Consider the following 19,135-nt stretch of genomic DNA (forward strand, 5'->3'; position numbering starts at 1 on the left):
CGGTCAGCCGCTGCCGCCCACCGCCAGCACGACCGCGCTCGCCGCGCCGCCCGGCGTCTCGTAGTTCACCGTCTCCCCGGCGTGGCGGCCCAGCAGCGCCTTCCCGAGCGGGCTGTCGTACGTCACCAGGGTCAGCTCGCGCTCCTCGGCCAGCTCGGAGATCTCGACGGTCTCCTGCTCGCCGTCGGAGAACCGCACGGTGACCGTCGACCCCACCCCGATCACGTCCGTGGACGGCGCCCCGGCCACCTCGGCCTCCCGCAGCCGCCCCTCCAGCTCGACGATCCGCCGGTCCAGCCGCGTCACGTCCGAGGCCCGCTGCAACTCGTCCGCCGCGTCGGCGCGGTCCCCCACCGGATCCTCCCCGCGCAGGGTCGCGGCCACCTCCCCCCGCTCCGCCCGCAGCTGCGCCAACTCCTCCTGCACGGCACGCAGCCCCTCGGCACTGATCGGTTCCGGCCCACCGCTCATCGCACGCTCCCGGGTCTCTGAGGGAACACCCAAACACCGGTCGCCTCTCATTACCCCACCCCACCGAAGCCCGGGCAAATCCTCGGCGGACGCGGGCCGGGACGCGCGACGGGACGCGGGCCGGGACGCGCGACGGGGCACCGGCCCGGCCCGGCCGGGGGTCAGCGGGTGAGCAGTTCGGCCGGGACGACCGGTTCGAGGAAGCGGCTGGCGGCGCCGTGCCAGGAGACGGCGAGGGCCTCGCGGGCGCGGGTGCAGGCCACGAACAGCAGGTTCAGCTCACCGTTGAGGTCCTCCCGGTGCTGCTGCGGGTCGGTGTCCTCCGGGGTGAGCGCGTTGCCGTTGGGCACCATGGCGTCGCCGACGCCCACCACGGCGACGCAACGGAACTCCAGCCCCTTCATCCGGTGCATGGTGCCGATCCGCACGCCGGGGGCCGGCGCGCTGCCGAGCAGGTGGGCCGGGGTGCCGGCCTGCTCCAGCGCCCGGGCCGTGTCGCGGCCGAGTTGGGCGGTGCGGGTTGCGACGCCGATGTCCTCCGGGCCGACCCCCGAGGCGGTCCACGCCTCGATCCGGGCGACCAGGGCCCGGAGCTCCTCGTCCTGGTCGGCGTGGCCGCGCGCCTCGGGCTGGGCGCCGTGCAGGGTCGAGTGGTAGCCGGCCAGCGACTCCTCGCCGCCGTCCAGGTCGTCCGGGCGTTCGCCGGTGAGCAGTGAGGCGGCCCAGCTCAGGATCTCCTGCGTGGTGCGGTAGTTGACGCGCAGTCGGGAGGAGCGGCCGACCACCTGGATGCCGAGCGAGCGCAGCGAGACCTTGTTGCCGTAGATCCGCTGGTGGGGGTCGCCGGCCAGGAACAGGTCGTCCGGTCCGGGGGCGGCGAGTGCGCGCAGGAAGCGCCACTGCGCAGGGTGGAGGTCCTGCGCCTCGTCGACCACCACGTGCCGGAACGGGCGTTCGTCCCGTTCGTCGAGGGACCGGGCGGCGTGCGCGCAGACCTGGAGGAAGGTCCGCTCCCCGCTCTGCCGCAGCTCCTCCTCGAACGCGGCCACCGTGCGCCACAGTTGGGCGCGTTGCAGCGGGCCGAGCGCGGTGCCCCGGCCGGTCCGGGGGGCCTTGAGGTACTGCTCGGGGCTCTCGATCGCCTGGGCCAGGACGACCTGCCGCCACTCCTGGTCCAGGAAGACGTCGGTGAAGTCGACCCCGAGCCGCTGCCCGACCCGGCGCCAACGGGCCAGCACCGCCCGCTGGTTGAACAGGATCTTCAACGGGGCGCCGCCGAGCGAGCGGCGCAGCACCTCGTTCGCCAGGGCGTCGACGGTGACCACCCGGACCTTGGCCCGGATCCGCCCGTCGGTGATCAACAGGCCCAGGCAGCGCTCCAGTTCGGCGGCGAGGTCCTTGGTGTAGGTGGTGAGCAGCACCGACCCGTCGGGGGCGTCGGCGGGCAGCCGGCGGGCCAGGTGGTAGGCCCGGTGCAGGGCGACCACGGTCTTGCCGGTCCCGGGGCCGCCGGTGACCCGGGCCGGGCCCTGGTACGAACCCCGGTAGGCGATCCGGTACTGGGCCGGGTGCAGGAAGATCCGCCAGGCGTCGAAGGGGCGCTCCAGGATCTCCTGGAGCTCCTCGGGCCCGGACACCAGGGCGACTCGGCCGCGGGCGTGGGCCATCGCCGAGACCAGTTCGTCCCCGGGGCGCCCGGTGCCCGCCGGGTCCGCCGCCCGCGCGTACGCCTGGACGATCTCGCGGTCGATCTCGGCCGGTTCCATCCCGCTGGCCAGGCCGATCAGCACGTCGAACTGCTGCTCCGGCAGGACCCGGTGGAGCGCCTCCAGGTGCGCCTCGTCGGGCAGCAGGCGGATGATCGGCAGGATCTCCTCCTCGATGCCCAGGCTGCGCAGGACCTTGTCGGAGCGGTCGGCGAAGAGCCGCTGGGGCTCGTCCGAGGCCCGGGCCCGCAGTGAGGCGGAGGCGCGCTCCAGGGCGACGTCGTTGCGGATCTCGACGCCCTGGGTGGCGGCGTTCACCGAGGCGCGGTGCTTGAGCGCCCAGTCGTTGGCCTTGTCGTGGGGGAGCACCTTGAGCAGCAGGTAGCCGTCGCCCCGGTCGGCCTTGAGGACGACCCCGCGCCAGAAGTCGGTGATCCGGATGGTCCGGATCCGCGGGTCCCGCTGGTGGGTGAGCTTCTCCAGATGGGTGCCGGCGTGGGTGGCCCCGGTGAACTTCTCGAAGGTCTCGAAGACCCGCCGCTGCACCGACCGCTCCAGTGCCGCGAACTCCATCAGGAAGTCCCGGTGCATCCCCAACGTCGCCACCCGGGCCCCCTCACGCCTCTGTCCGGATCTTCGGTGTGCCCACTCTACTGGGGGACTTGGAGGTGGCGGTGGTCACCTCCGGGGGCGGGGAGGCGGGGGAAAGCGCAGGTCGCAGGGGTGGGGCGGAGCGGCGGGGGAGGGACCGGCCGTCGGGCCGGAAGCGGGCGAAGCTACCATGTGCGCAACACCCTCAGCTCGAAAGATGGACTTGTGACTGTCAACGACGACGTGTTCACGGACTGGAAGAACCGCGAGGAGATCGCGGAGTCGATGATCCCGATCATCGGGCGACTGCACCGGGAGAAGGACGTCACCGTCCTGCTCCACAGCCGTTCCCTGGTGAACAAGTCGGTGGTCAGCATCCTCAAGACGCACCGCTTCGCCCGGCAGATAGCCGGCGAGGAGCTCTCGGTCACCGAGACGATGCCGTTCCTGGACGCCCTGACCACCCTGGACCTCGGCCCCTCGCAGATCGACCTGGCGATGCTCGCCTCGGCCTACCGGGCGGACGACCGGGGCCTGTCGGTGGCGGAGTTCACCGCCCAGGCCGTCGCCGGTGCCACCGGTGCCAACAAGCTGGAGCGCCGGTCCGCGCAGGACGTCGTGCTGTACGGGTTCGGCCGCATCGGCCGGCTGGTCGCGCGGCTGCTGATCGAGAAGGCCTCGGGCAACGGCCTGCGGCTCAAGGCCATCGTCGTGCGCAACGGCGGCGGCGACGACCTGGTCAAGCGCGCCTCGCTGCTGCGCCGGGACTCGATCCACGGCCAGTTCCAGGGCACGATCACCGTCGACGAGGCGAACAACAAGATCGTCGTCAACGGCAACGAGATCACGGTGATCTACTCCAACGACCCGAGCGAGGTCGACTACACGGAGTACGGGATCAAGGACGCGATCCTGATCGACAACACCGGCCGGTGGCGTGACCGCGAGGGCCTGTCCAAGCACCTGCGCCCCGGCATCGCCAAGGTCGTGCTGACCGCCCCGGGCAAGGGCGACGTCCCGAACATCGTGCACGGCGTCAACCACGACATGATCAAGCCGGACGAGCAGATCATCTCCTGCGCCTCCTGCACCACCAACGCGATCGTCCCGCCGCTCAAGGCGATGGAGGACGAGTACGGCGTCGTGCGCGGCCACGTCGAGACCGTCCACTCGTTCACCAACGACCAGAACCTGTTGGACAACTACCACAAGGCCGACCGTCGCGGCCGCTCGGCGCCGCTGAACATGGTGATCACCGAGACCGGTGCCGCCTCGGCCGTCGCCAAGGCGCTGCCGGACCTCAAGGCGAAGATCACCGGCAGCTCGATCCGGGTGCCCGTTCCGGACGTGTCCATCGCGATCCTGAACCTCCAGCTCAAGCGGGAGACCACCCGCGAGGAGGTGCTGGACCACCTGCGCGGGATCTCGCTGACCTCGCCGCTCAAGCGGCAGATCGACTTCACCGACTCGCCCGACGCGGTGTCCAGCGACTTCATCGGGTCGCGGCACGCCTCGATCGTGGACGCCGGTGCGACCAAGGTCGACGGCGACAACGCGATCCTCTACCTGTGGTACGACAACGAGTTCGGCTACTCGTGCCAGGTGGTCCGGGTCGTGCAGTACATCTCGGGCGTCGAGTACCCGACGTTCCCGGTGTCGGCGGGCTGAACCGTCCGAGCCGTGTGACGCCGTGACGGCGGTGGGTGGTGGCCTCGCGAGAGGTCGCCACCCACCGCCGTTTCGCTTCCCGGGGGCGATGAGGGGCGATGGGGCTTTGGGCGGCGTGACCCCCGGGGCTGCTCCGGGGGCGGACGCTACCGTTTCAGCGGTTGAGCATGCACAGGGCCCGGTGATACTCGATGTACTTTTCGTCGATCGGGTGATCGGAGTGCCGACGAAGTGGGCCGAGGGGCCGGTCACCGTGTGTTTCTCGAACCACCCCCTCGACGTCGATGTAGATTGCCAGGCCGTCGAAGAGCACATGGTGGTTCGCGCACAGGCACAGCAGGTTGTGCAGCTCGTCCGGGCCGTGGTGGGGCTTGCCGAGGCCGCGGATGTGGGCTGCTTCGCTGTACGGTCTCCGGTTGTACTGCAGCACGGTGTCGCAGACCTGGCACCGGTAGTCGTAGATCTCCTTCACTTGGCTCACGAGGGCACTGTTTCGGACGGGGCGGGATGAGGTTGACTCTCGCCGTGGGGCGGCACCGGCTGCGCGCTCGGGGGCGATGGCCGTCGTCGCGCGTTCATCCTCCGGGGTGTCGGTGAGACCTTCCGCCGTGGTGTATCCGGTCATTCCCAGGCGGTCCAGCAGTGCCTGCAGGTCGACGTCGTGAAGATAACGGTTCCGTAGCAGCAGCATCGCCTCAAGCCGGGTGACGGGCCCCTTCAGGAGCTCGGCGGCCTCCCGGGAGAGGCCGGCCTCTGGCTGAGTGTCGTTGAAGACCTTGACCGGGGGCATGGAATGTGTGTCCTCGGCCACTCCGCGTACCTCCCAGAGGCCACTTCCCCGAAGGTGCCAGAACGGGTACTCGGGCGTGACCTTGGAACCGGGCAGCCCGTACGTGGAAAGCAGCGGTCCGACTTCGGAGTGGAATACCGACCAGGGGGCCAGGCGCGGCTCGCCTGCCGCGATACGGGCGATCGCCCAGAGCAGCGCGAGTGGCTGGTGGCGGCTCGGCTCCCTGCTGGCAGTGTTGCGATTGGTCTTGAGCGTTTCGAGCCGGGCGAGCAGGCCCGCCCGGGTCATCGGAGCGGTGCGGGCCGGTGACGGCAACGCAGGTTCATGAGGCGGCTGCGGGCGACGTCCGGCCGGAAGCCGGTCGGTGACGCGCGCGTAGTCCTCGGCCGATCGGAGCGTGAGCATGCGCAGGGGGCGTGGAACTCGGAGGGCGGCGAGGAGGTCCAGAGCGGGGACCGGTTGGGAGAACTCCTCGAAGTCGTCGAGCGCCATGATGTGTGACCAGGTCTCGCCTTCCTCGTCGCTTCCCCAGACAGCACGGGCCAGGACCGAGCTGGTGAAGAGCCGGATGACCTTCGCACGCGCGATGAAGGAGTTCCCGGTGTAGAACAGGACGTCGTCGCCGACCCGGCGGTCTCGCAGGGCGCGGACCTTCTCGTTGTTGGTCTGCGAGGTCGGGGTGGAGCCCCACAGCCGAGCGATCCCGTTCGGGTACAGGTCGGTGAGCACGTCGGCTTCCGAGCCGAGCGAGCGCTGTAGATCAGAGACTCGGATACCCGCTCGCATGGACTTGGCGAAATGCTGCGGCCCCCCGTCCCGGGTGCCTCTGGGCTGGAGGATCAGTTGCGGCTTTTCTGAGGTGCGAAGGCTCTCCTCGGCAGCCGGGCCGATGAGGTCGGGTTCCCGGACAGCAGGCTGTGTTGCTGTATGCGTCGGATTGGCGAAGCTCATGCCGAGAGGATAGTAAGAAGATACGACAGCGGCTCGTGAGTTACCTGGGGTGCAGGGGGCGAGCTGTTGAAGGCATTGCTTCAGGCATGCATGACATGCAGCCGTACAGGCTCGGAAAGCGCCGCAGATGCACCCGGAAGGTCAGCCAGACGTGCAGCGACGGTGGCCATGGCGAGCCGCTCGGGCAGCGCTGCAGAGAACTTCAGCCCTTTGACGGCTCGTCGGTCGACGTCCGGGAGAACGAGGCCGGTGCCGGCGCCGGCACGAGCGCTCTGCCACATCGGGGCCGTCAAGTCTTCGCGAAGCCGCACGTAGCAGTCCGTCGGCCGCTGAACCGGGTCCGCGATGGACGACATCGTGGCGGCGAGCGTGGCATTGGCCCGGTAGCCCGCCCACGTCCACCACCGAACGTCGTCTCCGCATCGCGTGATGAGGCTTCCGGTGGGGTGCACGTTGTCGGGTGCGTCCTCTTCGCGCAGTTGCTGGAGACGGGCCTGTGCTCGCCGGGTGAGTGAGACCGGTGGATCGGCTCCCAGGAGGACGTCGCGCAGCGACCGGGTCAGTTCGTACGACAGCCCGGCGATGCCGTTGCCGGACCACTTGGCGATACCACCACCGTCGGCAGGTTCGACGAAGGCCCGACGCCTGGACCAGTCGATGAAGGTGACCTGCCAGCTCCTCCCGCCGAGGAGAAGCCGGCGTGGGCCCGGCCGTTCCTCGGTGAGGACGGAGGGATCGGTTTGTCCGATCTCCGTACGTCCCGACAGCACCGTGAACTGTGGCGGCGCCGTGAACGACGCGGTCAGTTCGATGAAGTGACGGCGGCCGAAACGCTGTTCCGCCTCCGGGCCGATGAAGAGCAGGCCGTTGTCGTCGTCGAGGAAGCCCTCGCCCACCAGGTGCCGCAGGATCGGTTCGCCGGAGCGGTCGAAGGGCGCCAGCCCGTTCCACTCCAGGCTCCACAGGTGGTTGCCCAGGGTGTGTTCCTGGAGGGTCACGGCGAGGAGCTGTTGGGCGACCAGGTGCCGAGGCTCGGGCGGCGGCGTTACGGCCTCGACCCAGCCACGTCCCCACAGCAGCAGCAAGCCCGCGGCCTGAAGCAGGGTTTCCTCCTCGGTGGCCAGGAACAGGCAGTTGCGCACGCTGCCGGCCCGCCGACCGGTGCGGCCGATCCGTTGGAGGAAGGAAGCGACCGTGCGGGGCGCGTCGATCTGGATGACACGATCCAAATCTCCGACGTCGATGCCGAGTTCGAGGGTGGAGGTGGAGACGATCACGCAGTCGCGGGCCTCGGCGAAGGCCTGCTCGGAGCGAGCCCGCTCCTCGGCCGACAACGAGGCGTGGGAGAGGAAGGTGGTGACCTCACGGGCCCGCAGGGCGGCACCGAGCTGTTCCACCTGCCGGCGGGAGTCGCAGAAGACGAGCCGCTTCTCGCCACGGTGAAGCGACGCGATGAGCTTCGCCGCGTTCTCCAGCGAGCCGACGTAGTCGAGTTCCACCTCGCCGGCCGGCCGAGCATCGGTGGAGACGGCCGCGAGCTCGGGTGCGACGACTTGTCCGGCGCGGGTCTTCGCACCCGATCCCTGCAGCCAGGTCAGCAGCTGTTGCGGATTGCCCACCGTCGCCGAGAGGCCGATGCGCTGGATGGGGCGGCCGGTGATGCGTTCGAGCCTCTCGAGGACGGCCAGGAGATGCCAGCCGCGATCGTCTCCGGCGAAGGCGTGGACCTCGTCCACGACGACCGCACGGATGGACGAGAGCAGTTGAGCGTGGTCGGTCTTGATCCCGATGAGCATGGCCTCGAGCGATTCCGGCGTCGTGAGGAGAACGTCGGGCGGATCGGTCCGGATCCGTTTCCGCTGCGACTCGGTGGTGTCGCCGTGCCACAACGCCGCCCGCCGCCCGAGCCACTGAGCGTAGGAATCGACGCGGGTGACCAGGTTGTTGAGCAACGCCTTGAGCGGGCACAGATAGAGCACCGAGATGCCAGTCCACCGGTACTGGGCCATCGCGGAGAGCATGGGGAAGCAGGCCGCCTCGGTCTTGCCACCGGCGGTCGGTGCAAGCAGCACGGCGTCATTGCCGTCCATCAGCGGTGCGATCGCGGCGCGCTGCAGAGGGCGGAGATCGGGCCAGCCCAGGGTGTTCACGATGTGGTGCAGGACCACGGGATCGAGCCGGTCGAGCGGGCTCATGAGGTCTGCGGCGCTCGAATCGGGGTTCTCGGAGCTGGTCATCACAGCTCCAGGTCGATGTCGTCCGCCGATCCGGCGGCGGCCAGGTTCCGCTCCGCGGTGGTGAGTTCTTGGGACGAGACGGTCAACTGGTAGTGCTGCCGCGGATCGAAGTCGTCGAATTGGTCGATCCGGTCGAGGACGTCGCCCACGAGCTTTTTCAGGAAGAGCCTCGGGGCTACGCCCACCTTGCCGCCCAGTGCGCCGCCGACGGCGTCGGCCAGGTCGGCGATGTAGGCGTCGTCGGCCAACTTCTTGATCCGATTGGAGGAATCGGCACCGTCGGCATAGAGGTCACGGATCGTAGCCCCGAGGCCGACGAGTGAGTCCCGGGTGAATCCGGGAAGCCGGAGTTGCACGGCGCGAGGGTTGTCGAACCTCGGGTCGGTGGTGAAGTCGGTTGCGAGGCGCTGGGCGAGTGGGGCGAGTCGCTGAACTCCCTGCTGGCCGTCATAGAAGGCGGGAGTACCGGTGATCACCAGGTACAGGCCGGGGAAGCGGCCCGAGTGGACCTCGTCGATCAGCTGGCGCAGCGCGTTGAGCGCCTTGTCCCGGGCGTCGGACCGGACCCGCTGCAGCGTCTCGACCTCGTCGAGGACGAGGAAGAGCCCGGCATGCCCGGAGTCCCGGAGTACGGTGAGCAGCCCCTGGAGAAACCCGAGGGCTCCGAAGTGGTCGAGGTCGCCGCGCACTCCGGCGGACCGCCGGGCCGCGGCGGCGACGTTCGGCTGCCCGCCGAGCCAGGCGAGTACGGCCGCAGCCGTGGTCTCGTCGCCCGTAGTGAGGGCGGCCCGGTAGCCGCGCAGGGCCGCGGCGAACGAGGGTGCGTGCCGGGACACCTCACTGAGTCGGGCGGCGAGCAGCCGCTCCACCTCCTCGGGAAGCTGGTCCTCGGAACACCCGGCGGCAAGGGCGTCCTCCTCCAGCGCGTAGAACCACGCGTCCACCACGGGGCGCAGCGCGCTCGGTGGGAAGCTCGAGGTGCCAAGCCGTTCCGTCAGCCGACGGTAGACGGTCTCCAGCTTGTGGAGCGGCGTTTCGGTCTCGGAGACCTGGATCTCGGCGACGGCGAAGTTCCGGCGCTTGGCGCGCTCGCCGAGCCACCTGGTGAAGAACGTCTTGCCCGATCCGTACTCACCACGTACGGCCTTGAACACCGATGCCCCGGAGACGACCGCGTCCAGCTCGGCGTCGAGGGCGGTTTCGAACCGGCCGAGCCCCGTGGCGAGCAGGTCGAGCCCGTTCTCGGGCACCGCGCCGCGGCGCAGCGCGTCGATGACGTCGCGACGACGAGCCGCGCTGACGGTCGGGGGACGGGAGGTTCCTTCGGCACTCACGCGGGCAAGTCTCCCATTACCGGGCGACCGTGATCACGTTCGTGCTCGTCCTGCCGTCGGGCCGTTATCTGCCGGTGCCCGACCGGGTTCGTTGTACGGAGGCGCGCCGAAGTGGGAGCCCCGCCTCGGCGCGTCGGTTCACCGCAGGTCGAACTGGGCACGCAGCAGCCCTGTGTCGAGCCGCAGGGTGCGGCCGTCGGGCAGCGTTTCCAGGACCTGGATGCTGTCGTAGTTGAGCAGCTGCCGCAGCACGGCGGCGAAACCGTCCGCGCGGACGGCGAGCAGGCCGATCCGTTGTGCCAGCGCGGTGACCGGCAGGGTGCCGCCGGCGTCCAGCAGCGCCCGCAGGGCCTTGTCGACCTTGGCCAGATCGGGCTTACGCGCGAGCAGATCCACCTGGTCCTGGAAGATCTGGGAGCCCAGCAGGTTCCCGACCAGGGTGTCCTGGGGGGAGACCAGAGTGGGCGCCAACAGCGTGCCGTCGTCGTCGACCGTCGGTTCGAGCGCGACCTCGAAGAGGGCGTCGTGACCTGGCGCTGCAGCCTTGGCCGGCCGCGGTGTCCTGGCAGGCTTCTTCGGAGGCGTCGCCGGGACCGGCCGGGGCTGGACCGCGCCCGGTAGGAGATCCCACCAAGCGGGCTCCGGGTTGCCCAGCTCGCGCCAGCCCTTCGGCGGGGTTGCCCCGAACGGTAGGAGCGCGAGTACAGGGATCGCCACCTCGGCGAGCGAGGCCCCGCCGTGATAGCCGGCCTTGAGAGCGGTGTAGCGGGAGTCAGCGTCCCACAGCGCGACGATTTCGCCACCGGTCTGAGGGGAGACCACCCGTGACCCCGCGAGGGCGATCTCGGTGTCGCCGAGCTCACCACCGGGGGCACGGTGCCGGGCGGAGACGGCGCCGTCACGCTCCACCTTGATCCCGCGCCGGTCGACCACGTGTCCGTGGTCGCTGGTGATGATGACCGCCCGCCCCTGGGCGGCGGCGAGCCGCAGCAGATCCTGCAGGCCTCCTATGTCGGAGAGCCGCCAAGAGCCGTCGCCATGCTTCTGCTCCTTGGCGAGCCGGTCGTCGACGGTGTTGAGCACCACGGCGACGTGCGTGTCATCGGCCAGCGCTTCGGTGAGCGCGGGACCGAAGATTGCGCCGCCCGTTTCGCCGCGGAGGTGGTCCTTGTGGAAGACCGCCACCTTTTCCCCGCCCCAGAACCGGTGGGTGGGGACGATCCGCTTCTCGTCGGCTTGTGTGCCCGCCATCAGCCGGGCGGCGAAGAGGGAGGTGCGGGAGACCGCGGTCACGGTCGGCAGGGCGGCCGCCACGGCCCGGCGCTGTGGGGCGCTAGACGGGACCTCGGAGGCCGCGCTCCCCACCGCCCGGGGCGTCACGTCGTACTCGGCCCAGTGCTCGCGCAGCTCTGCGCCGAGTTCGGTCGCGATGGCAGCGCTCATCCCGTCGACGACCACGAGCAGCACGCGGCGCTCGCCGGCCTTCACCACCGGGCCCACGACTCTCGGGAGGAAGGTCTCCACGGTGAGCATGGTGCCGGGATCCGTCCCGGCCGCCGTCCACGTGGCCAGGACCTTGGCGAATCGGTGGTCGATCTCACGACGCCGGGCCCGGACCGAGCAACAGAGCCGGTCGTAGGCGGACTTCAGCACGTCGTCGCGGTCGCCACCCGCCTCGATGTGTTCGAGTGCCAGATCGACCCAGCCGGTCTCGGCGACATGGCGGCTGACACCGTCGGCCACCGTCGGGACCTCGGTCGACGGGTCGGTGGCCAGCCACTGGGCGAGCCGCTGCGCCATGCTGGCCCGCTCGACCCTGGTCCGGGCTGCATCGCTTGACGCGAGCCGGTGCTCGCCGACCGTCAGGACCGTCTGCGCGAGGCGCGGCAGGTCGCCCGTACCGAGGGCTCGGCCGACCTCGGCGAAGCGGGCCTCGAGACCGGCCGCCAGGACCGGACTGGCCTCGGCGGCCGGACGCGCGCCGAACTGTTCGACCAAGGCGTCCGCCCGGTCCAGCACGGCTCCGGTCAACCGCCTGGCAGAGGCCGCCTCGTCGCCGGAGCCCGTTCGACCGGTCAGGAGGAGGACGGAGACGAACTCCTCGCAGCTGTGCCCGAAGGCGGCCACCAATGCGTCCAGGGCCTCGCCGTGGGCCGGCGGCTCCTCGCCGAACCACCGCTCGGCGCGCCCGCGCGCCCGGTAGTCCTCGGCCGTCGCCGAGCCCCCGTCCGCGTGCACCCACAGGGCCGCGCAGACCAGACCGAACGCGACCGCGTCGGGGCCGTGTTCGGCGGCGACCAGGGCCAGCAGCGCCTTGCCGGTGAGACCGGCCTGATCCTCCTCGGCCAGGAACGCGGTCAGCCCCGCCCGCTCGGGCGCCCGAAGGGCCAGGAAGCGCTCCGGACCTCCGGGCGTCAGCGACCAGCGCAGCAGAGCCGGTACGTCAAGGCTGGTGTCCGGAGCGGACTGTTCCGTCCGGTCCGGATCGAAGCGGCCGATGCCGAGCCGCCGCAGTGCGAGGGAGGCGAGGGCGCCGGGACGGGCCAGCACGCCGCCGCCCAGCTGCGGCCAGCCGGCAGGCGGGGTCGCGTCCAGAAGCGACTCGGCGGCCCAGTTGTCCTTGAGCAGCCGGTTGTCGGCGCTGACGGCACCGAAGGCCTGCCGGACCACGTCCCAGGTGTCGACGGCGTTGACCCGCTGCCGGTACACCCGGGCCAGCAGGTCGGGGCCCAGTTCCGACTCCTCCCGGTCCGTGAGGACGACCAGGATCTCCGGGCCCGACGTGTCAGCGGCAAGGTGCCCCAGGACCAGCTCGTACACGGCGAGCGGAGAGGGCGCAGCCGAGATTCGGGCCCGTCGCCGCTCGCCCCAGGCGAGTTCCGGGGCACCGTCCCACTCGGGTGCGGCACGCAGCAGGACAGCCCTGCGCCGGTTGCTGGTCAACCCCGATTGCGAGGCCAGGTACTGGGTGACGGTGCCGGTGTTCAGCCGGACCGCACTGGTGGTGACGACCGGGGTGCTCATTCGACCACCTTCCAGCTGATCTCGACGGTGGCGTTCGGCTCCCTGGCCGCCAGCTCCTCCAGATCGGCGCGGAGCTCGGCGATGGCGCGGGCCGCGGTGGTCCGGCCGCCGCCGGAGCGGCGGAGGGGGCGGCGGGCGGTGGGCTCGGTGGGCACGCGGGGATCGCTGGTGCGGGTGTCGAGGTCCGTGTCGTCGGCCCCGGGGGCGGGCTCTGGCGGGGTCACCGGGGTGACGGGCGGTGCCAGGGGCGCGACGGCGGCCTGGCTACGGTCGATGACCTCGACGATGGCGCGCCGGGCGTCCTTCAGCGCCTGGGGCAGGTCGGTCGTGACCTCCCGCGCGATCCCCCGCAGTTCCTCCAGGACGGCTTGGCCGGCCGGGCCGTAGTTGGGCGCGAGCTTGAGCATGTCCCAGGCGGCGCCGGCCAGCGCCGAGGCGACGGCCTCGGCCTGCTTGATCGACCTGCCGTAACGCTCGGCCGAGACCGCACCGAGGTCGAAGGCGGCGAAAGCACTGATGACCTGCTTGGCAGCACCGGATCCGGCTGCCGGGCCCTTGTCGGCGGCGATGATCACGTCGAGCAGGTCGAGCGAGCGCCTGGCCAGGGCGAGCCGGCCGGTGCCGTCGGTGTCGTCCAGACCGAGCAGCGCGGCACGCTTGTCGAGCTGCTGGACGAGGCTGGTGGCGTGCGGCTGGTAACTGCGTGCGGCGGTCACGATGTCGGTGGCGAAGCGGCTTGCGATCCGGCTGCGGCGCAGGGTCGGCGGCTTGGCGCCGAGGATGTGCTGGTAGCGGCGACCGGCCTCCTCCCAGGCCGCCTCGTCGGGCAGCGGCTGGGTACGCAGGGCATCGCCCGACTTGATCGCCGTCGGTTCGGGCGCGGGATCGAGCAGACCGCCGCCGCGCACCCACACCCGGTCGTCGAGCTCGGCGAACGAGGCGATGACCAGGTTGGCCAGGAACGGGGCCAGGCCCATCGGTTCGGGCCGGTCCAGCCAGTCGGTGAGACGGACGACGGTCAGGTCACCGGTGACGCCGTCGGTCTTGGCCTCCCGGCGGAAGTGGTCGGGCCAGCGGGTGGAGAGCTCGAAGTACGCCTCCTTCTGCTGACCGAGGCCGAGCTTCCCGGCGATCCGCTTCATCACCAGGCGGTCCTTGGCCGGGATCTCGACGCGCCGGTCGCTGGCTTCGCCGGCGGCGCGGATGTGCGCGAAGACGGTCTTGGCATCGGCGGGCTTGACGACGGTGCCGGGGGCGTCCCGGTCGAAGAGGGGGTGAGCAGGGTACTGGTGGGCGAGGAGCTTGCCGGCCACGTGCCGGGCGGCGTCGTGCAGCGACTGGCCGATGGAGGGGCGCAGGTCGGGGACGTCCGGCAGCGGCTCGAAGTGGTCGTCGAAGCCGAGCTCGACGTCGGAGCTCTTCTTCTCGGCCAGGCCGTACGCCTGCTTGAGAGCAGCCTTGACGGTCTTGGTCAGCGACTCGCGCTGGCCCTCCAGCAGCGCCTTGGCGCGGGCCCGGTTGTCGGCGTTCAGGTGACCGGCGTACTGGGTGTCGAAGCGGCGCTGGTCGCTGAGCGCGTAGTCGATGGTGACCAGACGGCGGAAGTCCTGGAAGCGCGCGGTCGACAGGTGGGTGGGGAGCCACGCGACCGTCCGCGGACGCTGCTCGCCGGACTGCACGCGCAGCTCGCGGATCCGGTTGGCGTCGTCGACCGGCCCGTACTCGCTCTCGTCGAAGGGCAGGTCGATGACGAAGCGCCAGGTGTTCTCAAAGCTGGGGCTGAACTCGTGGTCGGGCATGGTGTCCCGGTCGGCGACGTTGCCGAAGACGACCTCCACCGAGCGGTTGGAGCCGCGCCAGACGAACTTCAGCTCGTCGGCGTCGAGTCGGCCGTCGTGCGTCTCGACCCCCAGCTCCTCGGCGAGGAGTCGGCGGGCCAGCACGCGGCGGTTGCCCGGGTTGTCGTTGACGTTGGCGTTCGCGATGACGGAGTCGACGTCCACGCCGGCGAGTTCGAGTCGGACGCCAGGGTTGACCTGGGTACCGGTCTCCTTGATCTCGGCGAACCGGGAAGCCCAGTCGGCGACCTTCGACTTGATGACGCCAACCTCGGCGCCAGGGATCGGCGAGACGACCGAGCCGTGGTTCAGCGCACCGAGCCGACGGATCGTCAGATCGCGCAGGGCGGGCACGCTGGGTGCGAGGGCGGACAGCAGCAGGGTGCAGATCAGCCGGTTGTCGCCGGTGAAGTTGCGGCAGCGCTGCGCGAGTTGGGCGTCGGTGATGGTGTCCGGGTGGTTGCGGTAGCGCTCGACGTCCTCCTCGGTGACCTCGCTGGCATCGAGGAGGTAGGGGCGGAGCTTGGTGCGGTAGAGCTTGTCGGCGGCCTGGAACTCGGCCTTCAGGCTGTCGACGAACGGCTTGTCGCCGCCGTCGGCGATCACCGGGTAGAGGTCGCCGAGCGGGATCAGCTGCTCGAGCCGGGCGTCGTTCCGGTGGTCGGCGAGGAGCTGGCCCATCAGCTTCAGACCGGTGCGGGAACGCTGGAGAGCGGAGGAGATGTGGACGAGGGTGTCCATGAAAGCGGGGGAGAAGGGGTAGGTGAGGCGGAACGAGGCCTCGTCCGCGCCGGTGGTGCCCTCTTCGGAGCCGAGCAGTACGTCCCAGACCTGGTGACCGCCGGTGCGCTTGGCCTTGGCGAATGCCGCATCCAGCTGCTTGCGGGCCTCGTCGTCCTTCGGCGTGAGCAGGCGCGCGTGGGCGATTTGGGGGAGGTTGCGGTCCTCCAGGGTGATCTTGTCGAACCGGCCGGAGGCGAGGTTGAGGCTGTCCTGGATCGCGGTCTCGCCGGCGCCGGACACCTCCTCACCGACCAGCTCGCGCAGGTCGCGCTGGCGGGCGATGAACGACACCACCGGGATGGCCCGGCGGGAGTCGGCGCCCTCCACGAAGTTGGTGATCTTGTCGGCCTCGCGGGAGACGAACTTCTGGTCGTGGATGCGGTTGGCGAGCCAGAGGATCAGCTCGTCCATGAAGAGGATCAGACCGTCGTAGCCGAGCGACTTGGCGTGCGCGGCGATGACGGAGAGGCCGGCGTCGAGGGAGATGAAGCCGAACTCGTCCTCCTTCGCGTTCTGCGCGAAGCCGGGGAACCAGCCCGCGATGGCCTCCTGGACGAGCTTCGCGCGAAGTTCGGCCGGGGTGGTGGGGCTCACGAGGTTCATCTTCGTCTCGGAGTCGTCCGAGATGTCTTGCTGCTCCGCCGCGAGCGCGGAGTCGAGCAGGGCTGGCGTCCAGGCGAAGCCCTCGCCCCACTCATTGGTCTCGCCTCCGTTCTCCCCGGCGAGGCCGGCGATGAACTGCTCGTCGCCGACCTTCGCACGGAGACGCTGGACGTCCTCGAAGAGCGCGTCCGTGCGGTACACCTGCGGGGTCGGCGCATCCGGGTGCAGGGCCTTGACATGCGAGACGTAGCCGCCGAGGACACGTTGCTCGAGGGACTTCGCGCCGAGCATGTGGTACGGCACGAGCAGGAACTTCTTGCGCTCGGCGCTCAGCCACTCCTGCTTGGCCAGGGTGGCGTCGAACTCGGTGCGCGACAGGGCTGCCTGGTTGCCGCGGAGCAGGGCGTGCAGGACGGCCATGAAGTGCGACTTACCGGAACCGAAGGAGCCGTGGAGGTAGGCGGCCTTGGAGGTGTGCCCGTCGAGGGCGGCCTTGATCAGGCCGAGGGCCTCGTCGAAGTTCTCGAGGAGGCGGTCGGTGAGGACGTAGTCCTTGAGCGCGGCGGCCGCGCCTTCGTCGGTGACCGCCTCGGCGAGCTTCAGGACGAAGTCGGAGGTGGAGATCGAGGGCTTGATGTCGATGACATCGCGGAGAAGGGGCGGCTGGGCCGGCGTCGGGGCCATGATCTGCTTTCGTCCGTTCCGTCATCGTCGTCGTCCTGCGGTGCGTCGCCGGCGTGGGGCTCTGCCGGCCGTTCGCAGCCGCACGGGGCGGTGGTGAGCGGCGGAAGGTCCTCGGCGATCGTGCCGGCGACGATCAGCAATGCTATGTCGGCGGCGCCACGCCGTGCTACTAGGTCGCGCAGGGTAACGGGGGTCGGTGGGCGCCTGGTGGCGAGGTGGCTTGGTTGCCTGCGGGGCAACTGCACTTCCTCGCCGTGGTGCCAGCGTGGACGGGCTATTCCTGGTTGGGCGGCGGCTCGGCGGGGCGGATGCAGGCGGAGTGCAGCCGGCCGTTCATTCGGAAGGAGAGGTAGAGCCGGCCATCACGCTTGATCGACTCGGCGGCGAGCTCGACCGCACCGGGGCGGGTGAGGGCATGCCTCAAGGTGTCGGCCTGCACGTCGCCGAGTGGGAGGAGCTGGAGGGAGCGCCAGAGAGCGGCCAAGGCCTCTGGGAGCCGGGGGAAGGTCGCGGGGGCGCAGATGCCCTCGATCTCGACCATCACGGGTTCGGCTCTTCCCCCGTGGAGCGCTGGGCGGTCCCGGAGCGGGCAGCAGCCGTTTTCCTGGCCGCAAGGGCGGCCGCTGGCGCTCACCGGGGGTCCCGGCTCTCGGGCGCGATGGTGGCCCAGACGATCTTGCCGATCCCACCCTCGCGCGGGCACCAGCCCCAGTTGATGGACAGCTCCTTGACCAGCCGGAGCCCGCGGCCGCTCTCGTCGTCCGGGGAGGCCGCCCGGAGGGCGGGGTGGGTGTGGCCGGCGTCGTGCACCTCGAGGCGCAGATGGTCGGGCTTGTGCTCGAACCGGATCAGGAGAAGGCGGCCCGGCGCCGTACGCGCGTGCTGCACGGCGTTGTTGACCAGCTCGGTCAGCACCGACTCGGCGGTGGAGAGGTATCGCTCGCCGTCGGCCCGGTCGGCCAGGAACTTGCGGAGCAGTCGTGGGGCGGTGCTCCCCGACTTCCGGTGACGCGGCAACCAGCACGAGTAGTTGTCGGCTGTTGCGGGCGAGTTCATCAGAGTTTCGGCCATGGTGATGTCCCCTCCGGGCGTACTTGGTTCGACGTGATCCCAGGGTGTTGAAAGGCCCCGATGACGGCCGGAAGAAGGCATGGGAATGCCCGGTGACGAGCTGCCATGATCACGGCGTGTCGTGTGACTGACTACGCCAAGTAGCATGCCTCTATGCGTCCGCGATGTGCAACAGCATCAGTCAAAGTGCATATGCACTTTCACGCGAACGTGACGAAACCCCCTGTTGCGCGCCAGACTCTGACGGCACGTGACACCGAGACGAGGGGAGGTAGATGCGTGGCTGCAACGCCCACCGTGCGTCGCCGAATGCTGGGTTCGGAGCTTCGGAAGATTAGAGAGGGGCTCGACCTCAAGGTCGACGATGTGGCATCACGCCTCGGATGGCACCAGTCGAAGGTCAGCCGCCTGGAGAACGGCCGCTCCGGCGTGCGCGCGAACGAGGTCGAGATACTCCTCGACGTCTACGAGGTTGCCGATCCGGCGACTCGTGAGGCCCTCGCAACCCTGGCACGGCAGGGCAAACGACGGGTGTGGTGGCAGCCTTACTCCGACGTGATCTCTCAGCGCTACGCCTCGTTCATCAGCTTCGAGGCGGAGGCGGTGTCAGTTCGAAACTTCGAATCGTCGCTGATTCCGGGACTGCTCCAAACTGCGGACTACGCAAGGGCGCTGACCCGACAGCTCCAGCCGGACGCTTCGTCTGACGTGATCAACGCTCTCGTGGACGTGCGGCTGGCTCGGCAGAATGCGGCGCTCCAGCGGGAGGACCCGCTCAAGCTGTGGGCCATTGTGGATGAGGCCGCCCTCCACCGGCTGATCGGCAGCCGGGACATCATGGCGAAGCAGCTTCAGCACCTTGTCGCCAAATCGCGAGAGCCGCATGTCACCTTGCAGGTGGTTCCGTTCACGGCAGGCGCCCATCCCGGAGTACTTGGATCGTTCGTCATCCTGGAGTTCCCCGTTCGGAATGATCTCGATGTGGTGTACACCGAGTCGCTGACGAGTAGCCTCTACCTCGAACGAGATGACGACGTTGGCGCCTACGACCAGGCGTTTGATCGGCTCCGGGCGGCGGTACTTGATGTTGGGCCGTCGCGCCGACTGATCACGCAGATCGCAAAGGGACTTGAGTGATGCACGCTGACAAGGACGGTGTGGACCTGAGCCACGCCGTGTGGCGGAAGAGCAGGTTCAGCGGCAACCAAGGAAACTGCATCGAGGTCGCTGACGGCTTCGCCGGTGTGATGCCGGTCCGCGACTCCAAGGACCCCGAGGGGCCGTCGCTGGTCTTTTCGGCTGGGGCGTGGTCGGCGTTCGTCGCCGGGGTCAAGGCTGGGGAGTTCCCCGTCGACTGCTGAGTTGGTCCTGCTGATGCAACAGC

12 protein-coding genes are annotated in these 19,135 nt (G+C 69.9%); 3 read left to right on the forward strand and 9 right to left on the reverse strand.

Annotation, left to right across the window (positions count from 1 at the left end; translation table 11 throughout):
• Positions 1 to 3 precede the first annotated feature (3 nt).
• Positions 4 to 471, reverse strand: coding sequence for a GreA/GreB family elongation factor (locus ACFXOZ_RS14090; protein WP_375894288.1), 468 nt, complete (start codon positions 469 to 471; stop codon positions 4 to 6).
• A 161-nt stretch (positions 472 to 632) separates the two neighbouring features.
• Positions 633 to 2,768 (reverse strand): UvrD-helicase domain-containing protein, encoded by a 2,136-nt coding sequence (locus ACFXOZ_RS14095; protein ID WP_375894344.1) that lies wholly within the window; start codon positions 2,766 to 2,768, stop codon positions 633 to 635.
• Between the two features lie 225 nt (positions 2,769 to 2,993).
• On the opposite strand from ACFXOZ_RS14095, the gene ACFXOZ_RS14100 reads away from it, so the two are divergent.
• On the forward strand, positions 2,994 to 4,436 hold the full coding sequence (locus ACFXOZ_RS14100; protein ID WP_375894285.1) for a glyceraldehyde-3-phosphate dehydrogenase: 1,443 nt from the start codon (positions 2,994 to 2,996) through the stop codon (positions 4,434 to 4,436).
• Positions 4,437 to 4,590: 154 nt separating this feature from the next.
• Here ACFXOZ_RS14100 and ACFXOZ_RS14105 read toward each other — a convergent pair whose 3' ends face one another.
• From ACFXOZ_RS14105 to ACFXOZ_RS14135, 7 genes are all read right to left on the reverse strand, one after another.
• Positions 4,591 to 6,177: an HNH endonuclease gene (locus tag ACFXOZ_RS14105; RefSeq protein WP_380590231.1), complete on the reverse strand. Its 1,587-nt coding sequence runs from the start codon at positions 6,175 to 6,177 to the stop codon at positions 4,591 to 4,593.
• Positions 6,178 to 6,257: 80 nt separating this feature from the next.
• Entirely contained in the window at positions 6,258 to 8,414 is a 2,157-nt protein-coding gene (locus tag ACFXOZ_RS14110) for a DEAD/DEAH box helicase (protein ID WP_380590233.1), read from the reverse strand.
• Positions 8,414 to 9,748 (reverse strand): BREX system ATP-binding protein BrxD, encoded by a 1,335-nt coding sequence (brxD, locus tag ACFXOZ_RS14115; protein WP_380590236.1) that lies wholly within the window; start codon positions 9,746 to 9,748, stop codon positions 8,414 to 8,416. Before brxD ends, ACFXOZ_RS14110 begins: the two co-directional genes overlap by 1 nt.
• A 138-nt stretch (positions 9,749 to 9,886) precedes the next feature.
• Positions 9,887 to 12,772: a BREX-2 system phosphatase PglZ gene (gene pglZ / locus ACFXOZ_RS14120; RefSeq protein WP_380590239.1), complete on the reverse strand. Its 2,886-nt coding sequence runs from the start codon at positions 12,770 to 12,772 to the stop codon at positions 9,887 to 9,889.
• Positions 12,769 to 16,680 (reverse strand): phage resistance protein, encoded by a 3,912-nt coding sequence (locus ACFXOZ_RS14125; RefSeq protein ID WP_380590241.1) that lies wholly within the window; start codon positions 16,678 to 16,680, stop codon positions 12,769 to 12,771. Before ACFXOZ_RS14125 ends, pglZ begins: the two co-directional genes overlap by 4 nt.
• A gap of 274 nt (positions 16,681 to 16,954) precedes the next feature.
• Positions 16,955 to 17,224 (reverse strand): hypothetical protein, encoded by a 270-nt coding sequence (locus ACFXOZ_RS14130; RefSeq protein ID WP_380590244.1) that lies wholly within the window; start codon positions 17,222 to 17,224, stop codon positions 16,955 to 16,957.
• Between the two features lie 86 nt (positions 17,225 to 17,310).
• A complete protein-coding gene (locus tag ACFXOZ_RS14135; RefSeq protein WP_380590247.1) occupies positions 17,311 to 17,751 on the reverse strand; it encodes an ATP-binding protein in 441 nt (146 codons plus the stop codon).
• 279 nt (positions 17,752 to 18,030) lie between these two features.
• On the opposite strand from ACFXOZ_RS14135, the gene ACFXOZ_RS14140 reads away from it, so the two are divergent.
• Complete coding sequence (locus tag ACFXOZ_RS14140; protein ID WP_380590249.1) at positions 18,031 to 18,888, forward strand: helix-turn-helix domain-containing protein; 858 nt, start codon at positions 18,031 to 18,033, stop codon at positions 18,886 to 18,888.
• A complete protein-coding gene (locus tag ACFXOZ_RS14145; RefSeq protein ID WP_380590252.1) occupies positions 18,888 to 19,112 on the forward strand; it encodes a DUF397 domain-containing protein in 225 nt (74 codons plus the stop codon). Before ACFXOZ_RS14140 ends, ACFXOZ_RS14145 begins: the two co-directional genes overlap by 1 nt.
• Positions 19,113 to 19,135: the final 23 nt, after the last annotated feature.

The sequence above is a fragment of the Kitasatospora sp. NPDC059160 genome (assembly GCF_042755465.1).
Lineage (GTDB): Bacteria > Actinomycetota > Actinomycetes > Streptomycetales > Streptomycetaceae > Kitasatospora.

Excerpts from the sequence above, each read along its gene's own strand:
- ACFXOZ_RS14090 (WP_375894288.1), bottom strand. The coding sequence starts at position 471 with ATGAGCGGTGGGCCGGAACCGATCAGTGCCGAGGGGCTGCGTGCCGTG.
- ACFXOZ_RS14095 (WP_375894344.1), bottom strand. The coding sequence starts at position 2,768 with ATGCACCGGGACTTCCTGATGGAGTTCGCGGCACTGGAGCGGTCGGTG.
- ACFXOZ_RS14105 (WP_380590231.1), bottom strand. The coding sequence starts at position 6,177 with ATGAGCTTCGCCAATCCGACGCATACAGCAACACAGCCTGCTGTCCGG.
- ACFXOZ_RS14110 (WP_380590233.1), bottom strand. The coding sequence starts at position 8,414 with ATGACCAGCTCCGAGAACCCCGATTCGAGCGCCGCAGACCTCATGAGC.
- pglZ (WP_380590239.1), bottom strand. The coding sequence starts at position 12,772 with ATGAGCACCCCGGTCGTCACCACCAGTGCGGTCCGGCTGAACACCGGC.
- ACFXOZ_RS14125 (WP_380590241.1), bottom strand. The coding sequence starts at position 16,680 with ATGGCCCCGACGCCGGCCCAGCCGCCCCTTCTCCGCGATGTCATCGAC.
- ACFXOZ_RS14135 (WP_380590247.1), bottom strand. The coding sequence starts at position 17,751 with ATGGCCGAAACTCTGATGAACTCGCCCGCAACAGCCGACAACTACTCG.
- ACFXOZ_RS14145 (WP_380590252.1), top strand. The coding sequence starts at position 18,888 with ATGCACGCTGACAAGGACGGTGTGGACCTGAGCCACGCCGTGTGGCGG.